16 protein-coding genes and 2 tRNA genes are annotated in these 20,978 nt (G+C 65.1%); 13 read left to right on the top strand and 5 right to left on the bottom strand.

The genetic code is table 11. The features are described from left to right. Nucleotides 1-76: 76 nt before the first annotated feature. Nucleotides 77-349, top strand: coding sequence for a hypothetical protein (locus J2X57_RS17190; RefSeq protein WP_036114960.1), 273 nt, complete (start codon nt 77-79; stop codon nt 347-349). A 12-nt stretch (nt 350-361) separates the two neighbouring features. Here J2X57_RS17190 and J2X57_RS17185 read toward each other — a convergent pair whose 3' ends face one another. Continuing rightward, complete coding sequence (locus tag J2X57_RS17185) at nt 362-1,246, bottom strand: AraC family transcriptional regulator (protein WP_309868955.1); 885 nt, start codon at nt 1,244-1,246, stop codon at nt 362-364. A gap of 115 nt (nt 1,247-1,361) precedes the next feature. Here J2X57_RS17185 and J2X57_RS17180 point away from each other — a divergent pair, with 115 nt between their 5' ends. After that, nucleotides 1,362-2,138 (top strand): SDR family oxidoreductase, encoded by a 777-nt coding sequence (locus tag J2X57_RS17180; RefSeq protein WP_309868954.1) that lies wholly within the window; start codon nt 1,362-1,364, stop codon nt 2,136-2,138. Between the two features lie 170 nt (nt 2,139-2,308). Here J2X57_RS17180 and J2X57_RS17175 read toward each other — a convergent pair whose 3' ends face one another. From J2X57_RS17175 to J2X57_RS17165, 3 genes are all read right to left on the bottom strand, one after another. Beyond that, nucleotides 2,309-2,641 carry a hypothetical protein gene (locus J2X57_RS17175; RefSeq protein ID WP_309868953.1) on the bottom strand — a complete coding sequence of 111 codons (333 nt, stop codon included), beginning with the start codon at nt 2,639-2,641 and terminating at the stop codon, nt 2,309-2,311. Nucleotides 2,642-2,764: 123 nt separating this feature from the next. Further along, nucleotides 2,765-2,841: transfer RNA gene (locus tag J2X57_RS17170), tRNA-Asn, on the bottom strand. Between the two features lie 47 nt (nt 2,842-2,888). Next, complete coding sequence (locus J2X57_RS17165; RefSeq protein WP_079520853.1) at nt 2,889-3,422, bottom strand: GspH/FimT family pseudopilin; 534 nt, start codon at nt 3,420-3,422, stop codon at nt 2,889-2,891. Nucleotides 3,423-3,556: 134 nt separating this feature from the next. Between J2X57_RS17165 and uvrB the strand changes: the two genes are divergently transcribed. The 6 genes from uvrB to recD all read left to right on the top strand — a co-directional run bounded on the left by uvrB (nt 3,557) and on the right by recD (nt 15,404). Continuing rightward, on the top strand, nt 3,557-5,581 hold the full coding sequence (gene uvrB, locus J2X57_RS17160) for an excinuclease ABC subunit UvrB (protein ID WP_036114946.1): 2,025 nt from the start codon (nt 3,557-3,559) through the stop codon (nt 5,579-5,581). 82 nt (nt 5,582-5,663) lie between these two features. Then, a tRNA-Val gene (locus J2X57_RS17155) sits at nt 5,664-5,738 on the top strand. Nucleotides 5,739-5,973: 235 nt separating this feature from the next. After that, nucleotides 5,974-6,393 carry a CopD family protein gene (locus tag J2X57_RS17150; protein WP_036114943.1) on the top strand — a complete coding sequence of 140 codons (420 nt, stop codon included), beginning with the start codon at nt 5,974-5,976 and terminating at the stop codon, nt 6,391-6,393. A gap of 37 nt (nt 6,394-6,430) precedes the next feature. Further along, nucleotides 6,431-9,856 (top strand): exodeoxyribonuclease V subunit gamma, encoded by a 3,426-nt coding sequence (gene recC / locus J2X57_RS17145; protein ID WP_309868948.1) that lies wholly within the window; start codon nt 6,431-6,433, stop codon nt 9,854-9,856. Then, a complete protein-coding gene (recB, locus tag J2X57_RS17140) occupies nt 9,853-13,515 on the top strand; it encodes an exodeoxyribonuclease V subunit beta (RefSeq protein ID WP_309868947.1) in 3,663 nt (1,220 codons plus the stop codon). Before recC ends, recB begins: the two co-directional genes overlap by 4 nt. Further along, complete coding sequence (gene recD, locus J2X57_RS17135) at nt 13,512-15,404, top strand: exodeoxyribonuclease V subunit alpha (protein ID WP_309868945.1); 1,893 nt, start codon at nt 13,512-13,514, stop codon at nt 15,402-15,404. Before recB ends, recD begins: the two co-directional genes overlap by 4 nt. On the opposite strand, the gene J2X57_RS17130 is transcribed toward recD, so the two are convergent. Then, nucleotides 15,405-16,415, bottom strand: a complete 1,011-nt coding sequence (locus tag J2X57_RS17130) for an NAD-dependent epimerase (RefSeq protein ID WP_079520924.1) — start codon at nt 16,413-16,415, stop codon at nt 15,405-15,407. It abuts the gene before it with no gap. Nucleotides 16,416-16,647: 232 nt separating this feature from the next. On the opposite strand from J2X57_RS17130, the gene thrS reads away from it, so the two are divergent. The 5 genes from thrS to pheS all read left to right on the top strand — a co-directional run bounded on the left by thrS (nt 16,648) and on the right by pheS (nt 20,961). Continuing rightward, the gene (thrS, locus tag J2X57_RS17125; protein ID WP_309868944.1) at nt 16,648-18,549 is read left to right on the top strand and encodes a threonine--tRNA ligase; all 1,902 of its coding nucleotides are present in this window, start codon (nt 16,648-16,650) and stop codon (nt 18,547-18,549) included. A 43-nt stretch (nt 18,550-18,592) separates the two neighbouring features. Continuing rightward, a complete protein-coding gene (gene infC, locus J2X57_RS17120; protein WP_303048752.1) occupies nt 18,593-19,120 on the top strand; it encodes a translation initiation factor IF-3 in 528 nt (175 codons plus the stop codon). A gap of 166 nt (nt 19,121-19,286) precedes the next feature. Then, nucleotides 19,287-19,484 carry a 50S ribosomal protein L35 gene (gene rpmI, locus J2X57_RS17115; RefSeq protein ID WP_036114929.1) on the top strand — a complete coding sequence of 66 codons (198 nt, stop codon included), beginning with the start codon at nt 19,287-19,289 and terminating at the stop codon, nt 19,482-19,484. 14 nt (nt 19,485-19,498) lie between these two features. Continuing rightward, nucleotides 19,499-19,858, top strand: coding sequence for a 50S ribosomal protein L20 (gene rplT / locus J2X57_RS17110; RefSeq protein ID WP_036114926.1), 360 nt, complete (start codon nt 19,499-19,501; stop codon nt 19,856-19,858). 110 nt (nt 19,859-19,968) lie between these two features. Beyond that, nucleotides 19,969-20,961 (top strand): phenylalanine--tRNA ligase subunit alpha, encoded by a 993-nt coding sequence (gene pheS / locus J2X57_RS17105; RefSeq protein ID WP_079520860.1) that lies wholly within the window; start codon nt 19,969-19,971, stop codon nt 20,959-20,961. The last annotated feature ends 17 nt before the right edge of the window (nt 20,962-20,978 follow it).

Below are 20,978 nucleotides of genomic sequence, written 5' to 3'. Positions count from 1 at the left end.
AAGGGCGGCGTGGTATTCGGTTGGCCCGGGTGGCGCGTCGGTATAAGCTCCCGGTACTCATGACAAGGAGGCTCGCATGAAGCGCATCGTCACCACATTCGTTCTCACTGCCCTGTCCATTAGTGCCGCCGCGGCGGATACCTATCGCTTCGGTTCGCAGGTGGTGACCACCGGTGACAGCGAAGGTCGTCTCCGCAGTGTCGCGGGTAAGCCAGATCGCGAAACGCCGATCGAATCGTCTTCCGGCGGGCTCGAAGGCTATCGTCTCGAGTATTTTAAAGGCCGTAAGTCGGTGCAGATCGAGATCGTCAACGGCCGTGTTCGCTCGATCACGCAGATCGACAGCTGATCGTCGCGCCGGTCAGGCGGCGCTGCTACGAAGCTGCTCGACGTCGCGCCGTGGCGGCGCCCCAAACATGCGCGCGTACTCGCGGCTGAACTGCGAAGCGCTTTCGTAGCCGACGCGGTACGCGGTGGTTTCCACATTGCTGTTTTCGGCGAGCATCAGCCGTCGCGCCTCGAACAACCGCAGCTGCTTCTGGTACTGCAACGGTGTCATCGAGGTCATGCGCTTGAACTGCCGATGGAACGCGGACGCGCTCATTCGCGCGATATCGGCGAGGTCGTCGACACTTACCGTTTCCGCGTAGCGGTCGCGCAGTGCGTGGATCGCGCCGATGATCGAGGCCTGATGCTCGTTGGCCAATGCGAGTCGTGCGATGGCACCACCCTGTGGCCCTGCGAGCAGCCAGTAACTGAGCTCGCGCATGATGGCCGGATAGAGCACGGGGATGGCTGCGGGGGTGTCCATGAGGCGGATGAGCCGGTTGACGCAGTCGCCGATTCCGCGGTCCAGGTCGGCAACGAATACGCCTGCTTCCTCGTCGCCGTCATCCGGCGGCTGGATGGCCACGAGGACGTCGCGCAGGATCCCCAGATCGAATTCCACGATGGCGCCCAGATACGGCTCGTCCGGACTGGCGGCGGTCACGCGCCCGAGAGCGGGTGTTTCCACACTGACCACCAGCGCCTGTCCCGCGCCGTACTCGATGTGGCGGTCGCCGAACAGCGCCCATTTGGACCCCTGGGCGACGATGCAGAGCGCGGGCTTGTAGATCAGCAGGGCGGGCATCTTCTCGTGAGGCGAGCGTAGCAACGTAAGGCCCGGTACGCCCGTCGACAGAGGGCTTTGCCCGATGGCGCGATCGGTCTGGTGAAGAATCGCGTCGCGCAGGGCTGCAAGCATGGGGGCTCCGGAATCGTCGTGCAGGATCGGGCAGGAAGCGGGTGGGTTCCGGCATTCAGGGCAACGCCCCGTCTGCCTAAGCTGTGATGACTCTTTCCCTGATGGACATGGCGTCATGACTTCAAAAGACAATAACAGTGCCCGCCGTATCGCGGTGGTGACCGGCGGCAGCCGTGGCCTGGGTCGTGCGACCGTGCTCGCCCTTGCCAGGCGCGGCGTCGACAGCGTGTTCACCTACCAGAGCCGTCGGGCGGATGCCGAGGCCGTGGCCGCCGCTGTCGCCGACCTCGGTTCGCGGGCCATGGCGCTCCCGCTCGACGTGGGAGTGGCGTCGTCCTTCGGCGCCTTCGCAACCGAGCTGGCTTCGACGCTGTCGTCCCTGGGCGCCGATCGCTTCGATTACCTCGTCAACAACGCGGGCATCTCGTTGCACAAGGCGTTTGCCGAGACCACGGAGGCCGAACTGGATGCGGTGTTCAACGTCCATTTCAAAGGCACGTTCCTGCTCTCGCAGACCTTGCTGCCGCTGATTCGCGACGGTGGACGCATCGTCAACCTGTCGTCCGGTCTGGCACGTGTCTCGGCGGCACCGACGGCCGCCTACGGCGCAATGAAAGCCGCTGTCGAGTCACTGACACGGTACATGGCGAAGGAGCTGGGTCCGCGCGGTATCACCGTGAACGCGGTGGCTCCCGGCGCCATCGCGACGGACTTCAGCGGCGGCGTGGTTCGCGACAACCCCGAGGTGCAGAAGATGGTGATCGCGAACACGGCGCTTGCGCGGGTCGGGCAGCCGGATGATATCGGCGAGATGATCGCCGCGCTGCTCGGTGACGAGAATCGCTGGGTCAACGGGCAGCGCATCGAGGTAGCTGGCGGGATGGCGCTTTAAACGCGTCGTGCCCGGTCAGGCGCCCATGGGCGAGCAGATCTCGACGATCACGCCGTTGAGGTCACGCAGATGGCCGACGCGCTGACCCCAGGGCTTTTCCTCCATGGGACGAATGGCCGAAGCGCCCTGTGCAATCGCCTTATCGAAGTCGGCGTCGGGCGCGCCGACGCTTAAGAGACGTTCCGAACCATCGCGGCGACCGGTGGCGTATCTCCGAATGTGACGTGGATGGAGCCGGATGCTGCTTTGTAGAGCCCGAACAGCATGGCCAGAAGTCCGGCGCCACCCAAAATCAGCGATTTCCACGTTTTCAGATCGTCAACGTCTTTTTTCGTCGCCGCTGCCAGGTCTGTCAGGTATCTGAGCTCGGTCTCGATGCGCGGAATCGCATCCTTGATCTGGAGCAGGATGGACGTTGCGGTGTTGTCGGTCAGGAATGGACCTCGGGAGGTGGTCGACTCGCCATTCGCGGCTGCATTCCGGTCGTTGGCAAAGGTGTCCATGTCCGCGCGCTCTCCTTGTGTGTGCGAGACCCGACTATAGGTGCGCAGCTTTCGCTTGTCCGTAGGCGAACATCGTGCCGACAAAAGAAAAGGGCCTGCATCGCTGCAGACCCTTTCAAAACCTGGCGCCCGAAGTTGGACTCGAACCAACGACCCCCTGATTAACAGTCAAGTGCTCTAACCGGCTGAGCTATTCGGGCGGGGAGCCACGTATTTTGTTGATAACGGTGGGGGCTGTCAAGCGTCTCTAAGCATTTCGTGAAGGACGGCGGGAGCAGGCGGTGGCATCGTCCGACGGAGCGGTGTCGCGCCGGACGCGACCCGCGTTGGATATGACGATGCTGAGCGCTGTCTGCGGCTTGCCGCGCAGGCAGAGGGTGATCCGCTGGTTGCCGCCGCCGGCGCTTCCATCCGGCTGAAAGTCGATCACGGGCGGCTTGCCGTGTCGTGCGGATGCGATGCGCGCTGGGACAATGTCGGACGCGTCGAAAAGGGCGAGGACGTCCCGGTCGCGTGAAATCCAGCCATGATTCCAGCCCGAAGCGGACGAACAGGTCCGCCCATCCGCACTGGCGCACACACGGGTGGAATGCCCGCGGCGGATGGCGGTGGCCCTGGCCCGTTCCAGGGAGCCGAAAAGGGCATCCCCGGTCGCCCTGAGCTGATATCGCCCGATGGCCTCCCCGGCACCGCATACCGCGGCCACGGCAAGCACGGCCGTCACGGCCAGGACGGTCATCAGTTCCGGCAGGGTGAAACCCTTAGGGGGCCAGGGAGGCATGGCGGCTCGCGTCCGGGAGGGGAGGGCGCCTGATCGTGACTGCTGACACCTGCTGTCAGCTGTAGGGGGAAGACGTCACGTCGTGTAGGCGCTGGAGCTTTAAACTCGACCTCCGAACCAGCATATCGTCAGCCATGACCGATCGCTTTCAGCTCGTTTCCCCGTACAAGCCCTCTGGCGACCAGCCCGAGGCCATTCGTCGCCTGACCGAGGGTTTCGAGTCCGGCCTGGCCGCGCAGACCCTGCTCGGCGTGACGGGCTCAGGCAAGACCTACACGATCGCCAACGTGGTCGAGCAGATTCAGAAGCCGACCATCGTGCTGGCGCCGAACAAGACGCTGGCGGCGCAGCTGTACGGTGAGTTCAAGGAGTTCTTCCCGCACAACGCCGTGGAGTATTTCGTCAGCTACTACGACTACTATCAGCCGGAAGCCTACGTGGTTGCCTCGGACACCTTCATCGAGAAGGATTCGAGCATCAATGACCACATCGAGCAGATGCGGCTGGCCGCCACGAAGGCGCTGCTTTCACGCCGCGATTCACTGATCGTGGCGACGGTGTCGGCGATTTACGGTCTGGGTGACCCCGAGGACTACATGAGCCTCCGGTTGATCCTGTCGCGTGGTGAGCATATCGCCCAGCGTGCGCTCATCAAGCAGCTGACCGAGCTGCAGTACGTGCGCAATGAAATGGAGTTGCGGCGCGGTACGTATCGCGTGCGTGGCGAGGTGATCGATGTGTTTCCGGCGGAATCGGAAGCGGAGGCACTGCGCATCGAGCTGTTCGATGGCGACGTGGAGAACCTCTCGCTTTTCGACCCGCTGACGGGTGAAGTGCTGCGCAAGGTGCCTCGCTACACCGTCTATCCGAAGACGCATTACGCCAGCACCCGCCAGAGCGTGCTCAACGCGATGGAGACGATCAAGATCGAGCTGTCGGAACGTCTGGAGCAGTTGTATCGGGACAACAAGCTCGTCGAGGCGCAGCGGCTGGAGCAGCGCACGCGATTCGACCTCGAAATGATGGCGGAGGTCGGGTTCTGTCAGGGCATCGAGAACTATTCCAGGCATATGACGCGTCGGGGTGCCGGCGAGCCGCCGCCGACCCTGTTCGACTACCTGCCGCCGGACGCGCTGATGGTCGTGGACGAGTCGCACGTCACCGTGCCGCAGCTGGGCGCCATGTACAAGGGCGACCGCTCGCGGAAGGAAACCCTTGTGGAATTCGGCTTCCGTCTGCCGTCGGCGATGGATAACCGTCCGCTGCGTTTCGAGGAGTGGGAGCGCAGGGCGCCGCGTGCGATCTACGTATCGGCGACACCCGCGAAGTACGAGCTTGATCGCTCCGACGACAACATCGTCGAGCTGGTCGTCCGTCCGACGGGCCTGATCGATCCCGAGGTCGAGGTGCGTCCGGTTCGCACCCAGGTCGACGATCTGCTTGGTGAGATTCACAAGCGCGTGGCGATGGGCGACCGGGTGCTGGTGACCACCCTGACCAAGCGCATGGCGGAAAACCTGACCGACTACCTGTCCGAGCACGACGTGCGCGTGCGCTATCTGCATGCCGATATCGATACGGTCGAGCGCACGGAGATCATCCGTGACCTGCGTCTGGGTGAGTTCGATGTGCTGGTAGGCATCAACCTGCTTCGTGAGGGCCTCGACATGCCCGAGGTCTCGCTGGTGGCGATTCTGGATGCGGACAAGGAGGGTTTTCTGCGCTCGAACCGTTCGCTGATTCAGACCATCGGCCGGGCAGCCCGTAACGTGCGTGGCAAGGCCATCCTTTATGGCGACACCATCACGGGGTCGATGAAGGAGGCGATGGAAGAAACGGCCCGCCGCCGGGAAAAGCAGATCGAGTACAACACGGCCAACGGCATCACCCCGACGACCGTCGTCCGCCGCATCGCGGACATCATGGAGGGGGCTCGCTCGGATCTGGGTTCGCGAGGCGGTAAGGGGCGCAAGGGCAAGGAAGCGAAGAAGGTCGCCGAGGAACAGGCCGACTACAGCTCGCTGACGCCGGAGCAGGTGGGCTCCACGATCAAGAAGCTGGAGACCCGCATGTACAAGCACGCTCAGAACCTCGAGTTCGAGGAGGCGGGTAAGCTCCGCGATGAGATCCACAAGCTGCGTGAGCGCGCCCTGCGCTGAGCCGCCGGAAAGCTTCGGGTGAAATATTTCACCCGAACCTCTTGCGGACGCGTGCGGGCGTCGGTAAACTGCGCAGCTCTTCGGGCGGTTAGCTCAGCGGTAGAGCACTACCTTGACATGGTAGGGGTCACAAGTTCGATCCTTGTACCGCCCACCACTTTCTTTTGTGGAAGTGGCACGAAGAAGCTGAAAAAAGGAGCCTGAGGCTCCTTTTTTTGTGCCTGTTTTCCGGATCCTCGCTATCGCGTGCGACGCCTGCGGCACTTCCCGGCGCGGCCCGTCGGTTCCCGGGCTTATGGGCGTAAGTGTCGTGGCATCGATGCGTCCTCACGCCGCCGGTCGGCGCGACGGAGAGTCGCTACACTCACGCTATTTCCAGTGGAGCGGCATCCGTGGGCTACCTGCTGATCAAATCCCTGCACATCGTCTTCGTCATCGCCTGGATGGCGACGGTGTTCTACCTGCCCCGAATCCTGATCAACATCGTCGAGGCGGGCAACGAGCCGGCCGTAAAAGCGCGGCTCGAACTGATGGGCCGGCGGCTCTATAAGTTCGGCCACGGCATGTTTGGCATGGCCGTTCTCTTCGGGCTCGTGCTGTGGTTCTATTTTCATATCTACGGCGCCTGGCTGCACGCCAAGCTCGCGCTGGTCGCCGTCATGCTGGCGTATTACATCTGGTCGGGGCGTCTCCTGAAGCGGAGCATGGCGGGCGGGGCGTTGCCGCCGTCCAGAACGCTGCGCATCTTCAACGAACTGCCTGTGCTCGTCCTGCTCGGCATCGTCTACCTCGTGGTCGGGAAACCGTTCTGAGCTTTCGTCCCGCCCCCTTGTTCACCGGAGTCCGACCTTGAGCGCAGGGAACGACGTCGCCCCGGGCCTCATGGTCCTTCATGGCAACCGACTGGAAGAGCTGCGTGACGTTCTGGTCGCGTGGCTTCGCCGTGCACCGTTGCGCCCACTGGAAGACGAGTGGGTCCTCGTCCAGTCCAACGGTATCGCGCAATGGTTCCGTCTGGCGCTGGCGCGCGCGGTCGAAGACGGTGGCCTCGGAATCGCCGCCGCCGTCAACGTGCAGTTGCCGGGTCGTTTCCTATGGGTGGCGTATCGCGCCGTGCTCGGCAAGGACGCGGTACCGCCCGAATCCCCATTCGACAAGTCGCGGCTCGTCTGGCGACTGATGCGGCTGCTGCCGTCGCTGGCGGGCGAGGACGGGTTCGCGCCCCTGGCCGCATTCCTTGGTTCGGATGGCGACGCGCGCAAATGCCACCAGCTCGCCGAGCGACTCGCCGATCTCTATGACGGCTATCAGGTGTATCGCGCCGACTGGCTCGACGACTGGGCCGCTGGACGCGATGTGCTGCGTGACGCGCGTGGCGCGGCGCCGGCGATGGCCGAGGGCGATCGGTGGCAGGCCCTGCTCTGGCGTCGCCTGCTCGACGATGTAGGGCCGGGGGAGGCCGACGGTCATCGCGCCGCGGTGCATGAGCGATTCCTGCGCGCCGTGGCCGCCGCGAGCGAGAGGCCTTCGGCGCTTCCGCGGCGCATCGTCGTATTCGGCATGTCCACGCTGCCGCGGCAGACGCTCGAAGCGCTTTCCGCACTGGCGCGCTGGTCGCAGGTCGTTCTTGTGGTCATGAACCCCTGTCGGCACTACTGGGCCGATATCGTCGACGACCGCGAGCTCCTTCGCGCCGAGCGTCGCCGGCAGGAAGCGAAGCCGGGCATGCCGGCTCTGCCGTCCGACGCCGACATGCATCTGTACGCCAATCCGCTGCTGGCCGCCTGGGGCAAGCAGGGCCGGGATTACATTCGTCTCCTTGATGAATTCGATCATCCCGAAAGTTACCGTGAGCGCTTCACGGCGTGGGATCAGCGGATCGACCTGTTCGCCGAGCCTGCCTCCGACACCTTGCTCGGCCAGGTGCAGGCAGCGATTCTCGACCTCGAGCCGCTACCGGCCGAACCGCGACCCGTCGCGACGGACGACACGTCCATCGTTTTCCATCTCGCTCACGGTCCCCAGCGCGAAGTGGAGATCCTTCACGATCAGCTGCTCGCGCGTTTCGAGGCGTCGGCGGACCGGGGCGATCCCATTCTGCCCCGCGACGTCATCGTGATGGTGCCCGACATCGAAACCTATGGCCCGCATATCGATGCGGTCTTCGGGCGCGTGCCTCGCGACGATCCGCGCTTCATACCCTTCAGCGTCGCCGATCGGGCGGCGCGCGGCACCGTTCCCCTCGTGATGGCGCTCGACATGCTCATGGGCATGACCGAGTCGCGCTTCGCGGCAGGGGAGATGGCCGACCTGCTCGACGTTCCGTCGGTGCGTCGCCGTTTCGGATTGAAGGAAGACCACCTGCCGTTGCTTCACCGCTGGATCGAGGGCGCGGGGATTCGCTGGGGACTGGACGCCGCCCAGCGTGGTTCACTGGGTTTGCCGGCGCTCGGGCAGAACACGTGGACGTTCGGGTTGCGTCGCATGCTCCTGGGCTACGCGGTCGGTGCCGGCGAGGCATGGGGCGACATCGAGCCGTTCGACGAGGTGGGCGGTCTCGACGCGGCGCTCGTGGGCCCGCTTGCCGACCTGCTCGACGCGCTCGGCCGTCACTGGCGTCACATGGCGGATCCCGCACCGCCGACGGTGTGGGCCACACGCCTGCGCCAGCTTCTGGACGACTTCTTCGACCGGTCCGATGCCGACGATGCGAAACTTGTCGAGCGCCTGCTCGACGCCCTGGACGTATGGGAGGGTGCGTGCGCCGAAGCCGCTTTCGACGAGGCGCTCCCGGTGGACGTCGTTCGCGAGGCCTGGCTCGGGCAATTCGACGATGCCGGCCTGTCGAAGCGATTCCTCGCTGGCGCGGTGAGCTTCGGCACCCTGATGCCGATGCGCGCCATTCCGTTTCGCGTGGTCTGTCTGCTCGGCATGAACGACGGCGACTACCCGCGCGCGCGGCCGCCGATGGACTTCGACCTGATGTCGCGCGCCGGCGCCTGGCGCCCCGGCGACCGGTCGCGGCGCGAGGACGATCGTTACCTGTTTCTCGAAGCGTTGCTTTCGGCACGCGATGCGTTGCACATCGGTTGGGTGGCGCGCAGCGCCCGCGACAACAGCGAGCGCGCGCCCTCGGTGCTGGTGGGCCAGCTGCGCGACTACCTGGCCACGGCCTGGCGCGCGTCGTCCGTCGGGGAGACCCTGCTGAACCGGCTCTCCGTCGAGCACCCGCTGCAGCCGTTCAGTCGCGCCTACTTTCGCGAGGGCGATGCGCGGTTGTTCACCTACGCCAGCGAATGGCGTCAGGCGCACGATGCGGCGCCGCATGCGGACCATGTCGAACTTCCCGCTCTGGCGGTCGAGCGTCCGGTCGGCCTGGCGGTGCTTCGCCGGTTTCTTCGTCATCCGGTCAGAGAGTTTTTCCAGGCAAGGCTGGGCGTGCGGTTCGAACTGGCGGACGTCGCGGGCGATGACCTGGAGCCGTTTGCGGTTGATGCGCTCGGGCGCTTCGGCATGACCGATACGTTGCTGCGTGCAGCCCTCCACGATGAGCGTGACGCCACGGGTGCGATCAATGCCGCCGCGTCGCGTCTTCAACGCAGCGGCCTGTTGCCGATGGGGGCCTTTGCCGCGCCCGTGCGCAGGGATCTGACGGCGGCGGCCTCCGCGGTCTTCGGCAGGTTCGTCACCGAGCGCCGCGCATGGCCGGTCGATGCCGGTAAACGCGAGATTCGTGTCGAAGTGGATGGCGTGGTCATCGAGGACTGGCTCGCCGATCTGCGCGCGAACGCGCAGGGCGACCTCGCGTCGTTTCTCCTGTCGCCGTCGAACGTGCTGGATGTGGACGGCAGCCCGCGTGCGCACCGGCTGGTCATGCCCTGGATCGATCACCTCGTGGCGCAGGCAGCGGGTCTGGCCGTCGAGACGCGGTATGTCGGACCGGACGCGACGATCGTCCTCGCTCCCGTCCCGCTCGATCCTGCCACCGCGATGCTGCACACCCTGGTGAACGCCTGGCGCGAAGGCATGCGCACGCCCTTGCCGGTCGCCGCGCGCACGGCGATCGCGGCGCTTTCCGCGCCGGAGGACGGTGCCCCGCAGGCGGCACGAACCGCCTATGACGGCGTACACGATCGCGCGCGCGGCGAAGTCGACGGCGACCCCTATCTGACACGTGCCTGGCCGAACTTCGATGCCCTGGCGCAGGCGGGCTTCTCTGGCTGGTTGCAGCCCTACCGCGATCTTCTCGGTCTGTTGCGGGTGGATCGGTCGTGAGCATCGATATTCAGCCCCTGCGGCCCCTCTCGATGCCCCTGGACGGGGTACGCCTGATCGAGGCGAGCGCCGGCACCGGCAAGACCTGGACGATCGCTGCGCTTTACGTGCGCGCGGTGCTCGGTCACGGACTGGCGCAGCCTTTGCTTCCACCACAGATTCTGGTCGTCACGTTTACCGAGGCCGCGACGCAGGAACTGCGTGAGCGTATCCGGGCGCGTCTCGTCGAGGCCGCGGCCGCGTTCCGCACGGGACACGCGGCGGAGCCTTTTCTCGGCGAATTGCTGGAGGCGTACGCGCCGGATCTGCACGGCGCCTGCGCGCGTCGGCTCGACCTCGCGGCCCAGTGGATGGACGAGGCGGCGATCTTCACCATCCACGGCTGGAGCCAGCGCATGCTGGTGCAGCACGCGTTCGGCAGCGGTCACGCCTTCGCGCAGACGCTCGAGCCTGACGAAAGCGAGCTGCTCGCCGAGTGCGTTCGCGATTACTGGCGCAAGGCGTTCTATCCTCTCGACGAGGCCCGGCTCGCGCCGATTCTGGAAGAGTGGCGTACCCCCGATGCGCTCGCCCGTGCGCTGCGACCGCTGTTGTTCGGTGGCGAGGCGACCTTGCGCGTCAATGGTGAGGTGCTCGCGCCTGGTGGCGATACCGATGCCGCGCTGGCCGAGCGCGCGGCGTGGGACGAGGAAGACCGGCGTCGGAACGAGGAGGCCGCGCGCAGCTGGCTGGCGGATCGCGAACGCATCGAATCCATCATCGTCGATGCCGTGCGCGACAAGATTCTGCATAACGGCTGGTACAAGCCCGACCGCATGCCTGCCGATCTCGCCGCCATGCGGCGCTGGGCCGAAGGCGCGGAGCGGGCCGACTTCGATATCGCCCGTTATTCGGTAACGCGCCTTGGCCGGGCCACCGGCAAGGGTAAGAGCCGGCCGGAACACCCGGCTTTCGCGGCGCTGGAGCACTGGCAGGAGTGGCAGGCAGGCAAGGTCAGCATCAGACACCTCGTGCTGGCGGATGCCCTCGTCTGGGTGCGCGAGCGCTTCGCCGCGCAGAAGCGCCGTCGCGCGCAGATCGGATTCGACGACCTGCTGCTGCGCCTCGATCAGGCACTCGCATCGGACGCCGGCGCCGGTGTCGCCGACACCATCGCCCGCCAGTTTCCCCTGGCGCTGATCGACGAGTTTCAGGATACCGACCCGCTGCAATACCGGATATTCCGCGGCATTTACGCTGTCCGGGAAGAGACGGGTCTGCTGCTCATCGGCGACCCCAAACAGGCGATCTATGCATTCCGCGGCGCCGACATCCAGACGTATCTGGCCGCGCGTGCGGAGGCGATCGCGCCACACTACAGCCTGGATACGAACCACCGTTCCAGCGAGGGCATGGTGGCGGCGGTCAACGCCGTGTTCGGCCACGCGGAAGCGCACGCGACGGGCGCTTTCCACTTCGCCGACCGGGGTCTGCCCTTTGTGCCGGTGCGGGCGCGTGGCCGTGCGGAGCGCTTCGTCGTCGATGGTGCGACACCCGCCGCACTCCAGGTCTGGCTGCTCGACGACGAACAACCGGTAGGCGTCCGGATCTATCGCGAGCAGATGGCTGGCGCGTGCGCTACCCGTATCGTCGATCTGCTGACGGCCGCGGAGCGCGGCGACTGCGGGTTCGTCGGTGGCGAGGGTGTGCTCACGCCCTTGAAGCCGGCCGATATCGCCGTCCTCGTGCGCAGTCACAACGAAGCGGCCGAAATCCGCGATGCGCTGTCCGCACGTAACGTTCGCAGCGTGTTCCTTTCCGATCGCGATTCCGTCCTCGAAGGCATCGAAGCCCATGACGTCGTTCTCTGGTTGCGGGCTGTGGCGGAGCCGTCATCGGACACGGCCATGCGCGCCGCGCTGGCCACGCGCAGCCTCGACCTGGGCTATGGCGAACTGGAACGGCTCAACGTCGACGAGCGGCACTGGGAACATCGCGGCCAGCAACTGTTCGAGTTGCGGGAGACGTGGCGACGTGGCGGCGTGCTTGCCATGCTGCACCGGTTCCTGCACGTCTTCGACCTGCCGGCACGACTGCTTTCAAAACGGGGCGGCGAGCGAAGTCTGACCAATCTGCTCCACCTGGCGGAGTTGCTCCAGCAGGCGTCGTCGACCATCGACGGCGAGCAGGCACTGATTCGCCATCTGGCCGAACGTATCGCCGATACCTCGACGCACTCCGGGGACGATCAGATCGTGCGGCTGGAAAGCGACGACGATCTGGTCAAGGTCGTCACCATTCACAAGTCGAAAGGTCTCGAGTACCCCCTGGTATTCCTGCCTTTCGCCGCCGCCGCCGCCGCGGGCGTCCGGGCCGGGCAGGGCTACCGCTATCACGACGGCACCGGCGCGCAGCTCGAGTTGCTCTCGGCCAGTCAGGAAGGGGCCGGTGATTCCGTGCGTGATGCGAAGGACGCCGCCGAGCGCGCCGCGCTGCAGGAGGACCTTCGCCTGCTCTACGTCGCCCTGACGCGTGCCCGCCACGCCTGCTGGGTCGGCGTCGCGCCGGTCAGTCATCAGGCGGCGAAGAAGCCTCAGCTGCACAAGGCGGCGCTGGGGCACCTGCTGACGGGCGGCGCTGAAATCGACAACGGCGCCATCGAAGGGCTGTTGCGCCGCCTTGCCGACGGCAAGCCCTTCATCAGCGTCGACTATATGCCCGCGCCCGAGGATCGTCCTTACACACCGCCCTCGCGGGTCGAGCGTCCCCTGCCTGCACGGACGGCGCGCGCCACGCGCGCGGAGCGCTGGTGGATCGCAAGCTACAGCGCGCTGCGACACGCGGAAGATGAGATCATCGCTCCGGAAACGGCCACCGACGACGTCATCGTCGAATACACGGCCGAGCCGATGGCGGTGCCGGCCCCGGTCGCGGGCGGGGGCATCCACGGGTTCGAGCGCGGCGCGGAAGCCGGCACCTTTCTCCACGACCTGCTCGAATGGATCGCTGAAGAAGGCTTCGCCACGATTGCCGCCGATCCCGCGCGCCTGCGCGACATGGTCGCGCGTCGTTGCGAGCGGCGTGGCTGGTCGCATGCCATCGACCTTCTGACCGACTGGTTGCTCGTGTTGCTGGCCACGCCGCTTGCGCTGCCGGACGGGGGTTCACTGACGCTGGGTGCGCTTGACGACCCCGCCCGTTATCGCGCGGAACTCGAGTTCCTGTTCGAGGCGAAGGGTGTCGATACCCTCGCACTGGACCGCATCGTCCGGACGCATACGCTGGGAGGCGCGGCCCGTCCCGCGCTCGCCGCCGACCGCGTCAATGGCATGCTCAAGGGCTTTATCGATCTCATCGTCGAACACCAGGGGCGCTGGTACGTCGCCGATTACAAGTCCAACTGGCTGGGGCCGGATGAGGCGTCATACACGCCCGAGGCCATGCGTCGCTCCATTCTCGACGCGCGCTACGAACTGCAATACGCGCTCTATCTCCTTGCCCTGCATCGCCAGCTGCGTGCGCGCCTCGGCGACGTCTACGACTACGACACCCACGTCGGCGGAGCGGTCTATCTGTACCTGCGGGGCGTGGACGGCCGAGGTCACGGTGTGCACGTCGAACGGCCGCCCCGGGTCATGATCGACGCACTGGATGCGCTTTTCGAAGGAGGCGTCGCATGACGACCGAGGTCAGTCTGGTCGACGCCATCGGCTGGCTCGACACCGGGGTGGCGGAAGGCCGCCTCCGGCCGGTCGATCGTGCTTTCGCGCGTTTTCTCCTCACGCTGGACCCGGAGGGTGACCGCCGGGTCCTCCTGGCGGCTGCGCTGGTAAGTCGCGAGCTCGGCGACGGACATATCTGCGTCGACGTACGCGACTGGGCGGAAGGCGGCGACGCGCTGACGGGCGTCGAAGCCGCGCTCGCCATGTCGCCGCTGGTGGCGGGGCCCGAAGGCGATCCGGCCGCACCGCTGGTGCTCGATGGACACCTGCTCTACCTGCGCCGTTTCTGGCGTGACGAAGCGCGGGTGGCCGAATCGATCATGAGTCGTCTAACGCGTGTGGCGGTCCCGGACGATCTGGCCGGGGAACTGGACCGGCTGTTCCCCGCCGGTGACGACGGTCCCGACTGGCAGAAAATCGCGTGTGCCATCGCGGCGCGCGCCGCATTTGCCGTCATCACGGGTGGGCCGGGCACCGGCAAGACCACGACGGTCATCCGCTTGCTCGGGCTGCTCCAGACGATCGCGCATCGCGCCGGTCAGCCGCGCCTGCGTATTCGTCTGGCGGCGCCGACAGGCAAGGCGGCGGCGCGACTGAACGCGTCCATTGCCCTGCAGATCGAGCAGTTGCGGGTCGATGAGGCGGTGAAGCAGGCGATCCCCGCGGAAGTGACGACCTTGCATCGTCTGCTGGGCAGTCGTCCGGACAGTCGGCGGTTCCGCCACGATGCCGATAATCCGCTTCACCTCGATGTGCTCGTCATCGACGAGGCATCGATGATCGACCTCGAAATGATGGCGGCAACGCTCGATGCCTTGCCTCCGCAGGCGCGCCTCATTCTTCTGGGCGACAAGGATCAGCTCTCGTCGGTGGAGGCGGGCGCCGTCCTCGGCGACCTCTGCGCACGCGCCGACCGCGGGCACTACGACGAGCGTACGCGCGAGTGGTTGAGCGAGGTGGCCGGTGTGGACGTCACCGCCTGGACCGTCGAAGACGACGCCCGGCCGCTCGACCAGCAGGTCACCATGCTTCGTCGCAGTCGCCGCTTTGGTGCGGACAGTGGCATCGGCGCACTGGCGCTCGGGATAAATCGGGGTGAGATGGCCGGCGCGATGGCCAGTTTTTCCGCCGCGTCGGGTGATGTCGCGATGCTTCCGCCATCGACGTCCGCCATCGCCAGCCTGGCCATCGAGGGGCGCGGGCAGGCACCGGGATACCGGCATTATCTGGACTGGATCGAAAAGCGACGGCCTGCGCTCGATGCGGCGTTCGGTGATTTCGAGGCGTGGGGAGCCGGAGCACTCGCGGCGTACGCGCGCTTTCAGCTGCTGTGCGCTACCCGCCATGGCGACACCGGGGTCGACGCACAAAACGAACGTATCGCCAGAGGCCTGCTCGAGCGTGGCCTGATCGATGCCGTCACGGGCTGGTACGAAGGCCGTCCCGTCATGGTGACGCGCAACGACTACGCGCTGGGCCTCATGAACGGCGACGTGGGTGTGACGCTCTGGGTGCCGGACGGGCAGGGCGCCATGGCGTTGCGCGTGGCGTTCTCCGTCGCGGACGAGCAGGCGGGCGAGCGCATCCGTTTCGTGGTTCCGAGCCGCCTCTCCGCTGTCGATACGGTATTCGCCATGACCGTGCACAAATCGCAGGGCTCGGAATTCGAGCATTCCGCGCTCGCTTTGCCGCCCGAACCGTCCCCCGTGCTCACGCGCGAACTCGTCTACACCGGTGTGACGCGGGCGCGGAAGGCATTCACCCTGCTGGCATCGGCCGACATCCTCGGCTATGCCATCGCTCGCAAGACCCGCCGCGCTTCCGGACTGTTGCGTCGTCTTATCTGATCATCCGACCTTGTAAAAGTCCTTGTACCACTCGGCGAACTTCCGCAGCCCCTCGTCGATCGACGTCGATGGTGCGTAACCCACATCCCGGCGAATCGCCGATACGTCGGCCCAGGTATCCGGTACATCGCCCGGCTGCATCGGCAACAGTCGCTTCTCCACCGTCCGCCCGAGGTGCTTCTCCAGCAGGCCGATGAAATCGAGCAGCTGCACGGGCTCATCGTTGCCCAGGTTGTAGACGCGATACGGAGCCGCCGAACTTCCCGCATGCGGATCCACGGGATCGTAGGTGGGGTCAGGCTGCGCCGGATGGTCCAGCGTACGGATGACCCCCTCGACGATATCGTCGATGTAAGTGAAATCGCGGCTGTGATTTCCGTGATTGAACACGTCGATCGCCTCGCCGCGCACGATGCGGTTGGCGAAGAGGATCGGCGACATATCCGGACGACCCCATGGGCCATACACGGTGAAGAAGCGCAGGCCCGTCGTGGGCAATCCGAAGAGATGGCTATAGGTATGCGCCATCAGCTCGTTGGATTTTTTGGTGGCGGCGTAAAGGCTGACCGGATGGTCCACGGCATCCTCGACGGCGAACGGCATCTTCCGGTTCGCGCCGTACACCGAACTGGACGAGGCATAGACCAGATGCCCCACGGCGTGGCGACGGCAGGCCTCGAGGATGTTGACGAAGCCGACCAGGTTGCTCTGCACGTAAGCATGCGGGTGGGTCAGCGAATAACGCACGCCGGCCTGCGCGGCCAGGTTGACCACGCGCTCGGGCTGGAACTCCGCGAAAGCCTTGTCCACGGCCGCCTGCCCGGCGAGGTCGGCGCGGACATGGGTGTAATTCGGGTGATCCACGAAACGGGCGACGCGTGCCTCTTTCAGGCCCGGGTCGTAGTAATCGTTGTGATTGTCGAATCCCAGCACGGTATCGCCGCGCGCAAGGAGGCGCTCGGCGAGGGCCGAGCCGACGAAGCCGGCGGTGCCGGTGACCAGGATGCGCATGGGGATGTCCTGCCAGTGGAGCGAGTTGACCATTGTAGCGGACGCCCGGATTGACACGGCAGCGCCCCTGATCTAGCTTTTACGGGTATCCAACCGACGAGGTGGCCCGCGGCAACGCTGGCCGAGTGTGCGACATGCGGACTACGCGCTCTTCAATCTGACCCCCCCGCCACGTCTTCGTCATTGTCGAAGGGCGCATGGCGCCCTTTTTGTTTGTCCGGAATTCGCATTCATGATCCAGATCACGCTACCCGACGGCAGCCAGCGCCCGTTCGATCACCCCGTATCCGTGCAGGACGTCGCCGCCTCGATCGGTGCCGGCCTCGCCAAGGCCACCCTCGCGGGCAAGGTCGACGGCAAGCTGGTCGATGCCAGCTTCACGATCGATCACGACGCCGCCCTCGAGATCGTCACCGAAAAGAGCCCCGAGGCGCTGGATATCCTGCGTCACTCCACGGCCCACCTTCTGGGTCAGGCCGTGCAGCGCCTGTTCCCCGGCGCGCAGGTCACGATCGGCCCGGTCATCGACAACGGCTTCTTCTACGACTTCGCCTACGAGCGCCCGTTTACGCCGGACGACCTGGAGACGATCCAGGCCGAGATGGAAAAGATCGTCAAGGAACAGATTCCGGTCACGCGCTCGGTCAAGAGCCGCGACGAGGCGATCACGTTCTTTCGCGGCCTGGGTGAAGAGTACAAAGCCCAGATCATCGAGAGCATCCCGGCGAACGAAGAGCTTTCGCTCTACACGCAGGGTGAGTTCACCGATCTCTGCCGCGGGCCGCACGTGTCCAACACGGGCAAGCTCCGCGCGTTCAAGCTGATGAAGGTCGCTGGCGCCTACTGGCGCGGCGATTCCAACAACGAGATGCTGACGCGCATCTACGGTACGTCGTGGCTGAACGACAAGGACCTCAAGGCCTACCTGCTGCAACTGGAGGAAGCCGAAAAGCGCGACCACCGCCGCATCGGCAAGCAGCTCGACCTCTTCCACATGCAGGAAGAGGCGCCGGGCATGATCTTCTGGCACCCGAAGGGGTGGGCGATCTGGCAGGCCGTCGAGCAGTACGTCCGCGGCGTGTACAAGAAGAGCGGTTATCAGGAAGTCCGTGGACCGCAGATCATGGACGTCAGCCTGTGGAAGAAGTCCGGCCACTGGGACAACTACCAGGAAAACATGTTCTTCACCGAGTCGGAGAAGCGCACGTACGCCCTGAAGCCCATGAACTGCCCGGGCCACATCCAGATCTTCAACACCAACCTGCACAGCTACCGCGACCTGCCTATCCGCTACGGCGAGTTCGGCGGCTGTCACCGCAATGAGCCCTCGGGCGCGCTGCACGGCATCATGCGCGTGCGTGCCTTCACGCAGGACGACGGCCACATCTTCTGCACCCCGGCGCAGATCGAGGGCGAAGTCGCGGCCTTCCACGCCCAGGCCATGAAGGTCTACGAGGACTTCGGGTTCAGCGACATCGCCATGAAGATCGCCCTGCGTCCCGACAAGCGCATCGGTGCCGACGAGGTCTGGGACAAGGCCGAGCACGCCCTGCGGGCGGCCCTGCAGGCGGCTGGCGTCGAGTGGGAGGAACTGCCGGGTGAGGGCGCCTTCTACGGTCCCAAGATCGAGTACCACATGAAGGACTCCATCGGCCGCGCCTGGCAGGTGGGCACGATGCAGGTCGATTTCATGATGCCCGAGCGTCTCGGCGCCGAGTACGTGGACGAGAACAGCCAGCGCCAGCACCCGGTCATGCTGCACCGGGCCATCGTCGGCTCGATGGAGCGATTCATCGGCATCCTGATCGAGCACCACGCGGGCTTGCTTCCGACCTGGCTCGCCCCCATTCAGGCAGTTGCGTTCAGCATTACGGACGCTCAGGCCGATTACGTGCAGGACGTGGTCCAAGCCCTTGTCGGACAAGGGTTCAGGGTAAACTCCGATTTGCGCAACGAAAAAGTCGGATATAAAATCCGCGAGCACACGTTGCAGAAGGTGCCTTATCTGATCGTGGTCGGTGATCGCGAGAAAGAAACGGGTACCATCTCCGTACGTACCCGCGGCGGCGAGGACCTCGGCAGCATGACCGTGGCCCAGTTCGTCGAACGTTTGGAAGCCGAGACCCGCCGCTGAGCGGGGGTCCGGTATTTGGATCATTCTTCTGGAGGATAGCGGTATCGCTACGACCGATAACAAGGGCAATCGCAAGAACAGAGACATCCGTGTCCCGCAGGTCCGCGTGCTTGGCGCGGAAGGCGAGCAGCTCGGAATCATGCGGACTGATGACGCCATCAAGGCCGCTGAAGAGCTGGGCATGGATCTCGTCGAAATCCAACCGAACGGCGATCCGCCGGTCTGCAAGATCATGGATTACGGCAAGTTCAAGTTCGAAGCCCAGAAGAAGGCCTCGGCTGCCAAGAAGAAGCAGAAGCAGGTAGAGATCAAGGAAGTGAAGTTCCGTCCCGTCACCGACGAGGGCGACTACCAGATCAAGCTGCGCAAGATGCGCGAATTCCTGGAAGAAGGCGACAAGGTCAAGGTCACGATCCGCTTCCGCGGTCGTGAAATGTCCCATCAGGACCTCGGTCAGAATCTGGCCCGCCGGGTCCAGACGGACATCGGCGAAGACGGTGTGGTGGAGTCCTTCCCCCGCCTCGAAGGCCGCCAGATGGTCATGATGATCGGACCGAAGAAAAAGATCTGATCGAACGAGAAGGGCGCTCCGGCGCCCTTTTTCGTTTGAATTCATGTATGATCGCCGGCTCGGCCCGTATGGATGGGCCGAATCACCGTACCCGGCAGGAAGGAAAGTGCTTGTCCCGCAAGGGCTTGCCGCCGGATCAGTCAGTCACCGAATACGGAGCATTCCGATGCCCAAGATCAAGACCAACCGGGCGGCAGCGAAGCGTTTTCGCAAGACCGCATCCGGCAAGTTCAAAGCCGGTCACGCCTTCAAGTCGCATATCCTGACGAAGAAGTCGACCAAGCGTAAGCGCGGCCTGCGCGCTCCCAACCACGTCAAAGCGTGCGACACCAAGGGTGTAGCTCGCATGTTGCCGTATCTCTAAGGGAGGGTTGAACCATGGCTCGTGTTAAGCGTGGCGTTACCGCCCGTCGTCGTCACAAGAAAATCCTCGGCCGTGCAAAGGGTTATTACAACGCCCGTCGCAAGGTCTTCCGCGTAGCCAACCAGGCCGTCATCAAGGCTGGTCAGTACGCCTACATCGGCCGCAAGCAGCGTAAGCGTCAGTTCCGCGCGCTGTGGATCGTGCGTATCAACGCCGCCGCCCGTCAGTTCGGTCTGTCCTACAGCCGCCTGATCAACGGCCTGGCCAAGGCCGAGATCGCCGTCGACCGTAAGGTCCTCGCCGACCTCGCCGTGCACGACATCAAGGCGTTTGGCGCGATCGCAGAGAAGGCCAAGGCCAGTCTGGCTGCGTAATCCGCTTTAAACGCGCGGTAGTCTTATCGCGCGAAGATGGATGACGTGGGGAGAAGGCCTTGCCTTCTCCCCACACTTTTTTGTGTGCCTCGAAAAAGTCAGGAAAACCGATGGAATCGATCGAGCATATCGACGCCTCCCTGCGCGACATCGAGTCGGCGGCCTCCCTCGAGGCGCTGGATGCCGTGCGTGTCGCCCTGCTGGGAAAGAACGGTGCGGTGACCGCCGCGCTGAAAGCCCTGGGTCAGTTGTCGGGTGACGAGCGCAAGGCGCGTGGCGCCGAAGTCAACCGGGTCAAGGAGCGTCTCACGGACGCCATTGCCGCGCGCAAGCAGGCTCTGGAACAGGCCGAACTGGATCGCCGCCTCGCTTCCGAGCGAATCGACGTCAGCCTCCCGGGGCGCGACGGCGAGTACGGTGGCATCCACCCGATCACCCGCGCGCTCGAGCGCATCGCCGATATCTTCGGTCGTCTCGGTTACCAGCGTGCCGACGGTCCCGAGATCGAGGACGACTGGCATAACTTCGAGGCGCTGAACTTCCCGCCGCACCATCCCGCGCGCGCGATGCACGACACCTTCTATTTCGGTGACGGTCGCCTGCTGCGTACGCATACCTCGCCGGTGCAGATCCGTTCGATGCAGGGGCGCCAGCCGCCGATCCGCATCATCGCCCCGGGCAAGGTCTATCGCAGCGATTCCGACCAGACCCATTCGCCGATGTTCCACCAGATCGAAGGTCTGCTGGTCGACGAGACCTCCAGCTTCGCCGACCTGAAGGGCACCCTGGCCGAATTCATCCGCGCGTTCTTCGAGCGCGATTTCGAGATGCGCTTCCGTCCGAGCTACTTCCCCTTCACCGAGCCCTCGGCCGAAGTGGACATCCGCTGGGACGCTGAAGACGGCTCCACGCGCTGGCTCGAAGTGCTGGGCTGCGGCATGGTCCACCCGACCGTGCTGAAGAACTGCGGCATCGATCCGGAGCGCTACACGGGTTTCGCCTTCGGTCTCGGCGTCGAGCGTTTCGCGATGCTGCGTTACGGCGTGGGCGATCTGCGCGCGTTCTTCGAGAACGACCTGCGCTTCCTCCGTCAGTTCGCCTGATAGCCCTCCGGATTAGA

The organism is Luteibacter sp. 1214 (assembly GCF_031455395.1).
GTDB classification, from domain to species: domain Bacteria; phylum Pseudomonadota; class Gammaproteobacteria; order Xanthomonadales; family Rhodanobacteraceae; genus Luteibacter; species Luteibacter mycovicinus.
The sequence above is the reverse complement of the archived record's forward strand: the minus strand, read 5'-3'. Positions and strand labels throughout refer to the sequence as shown.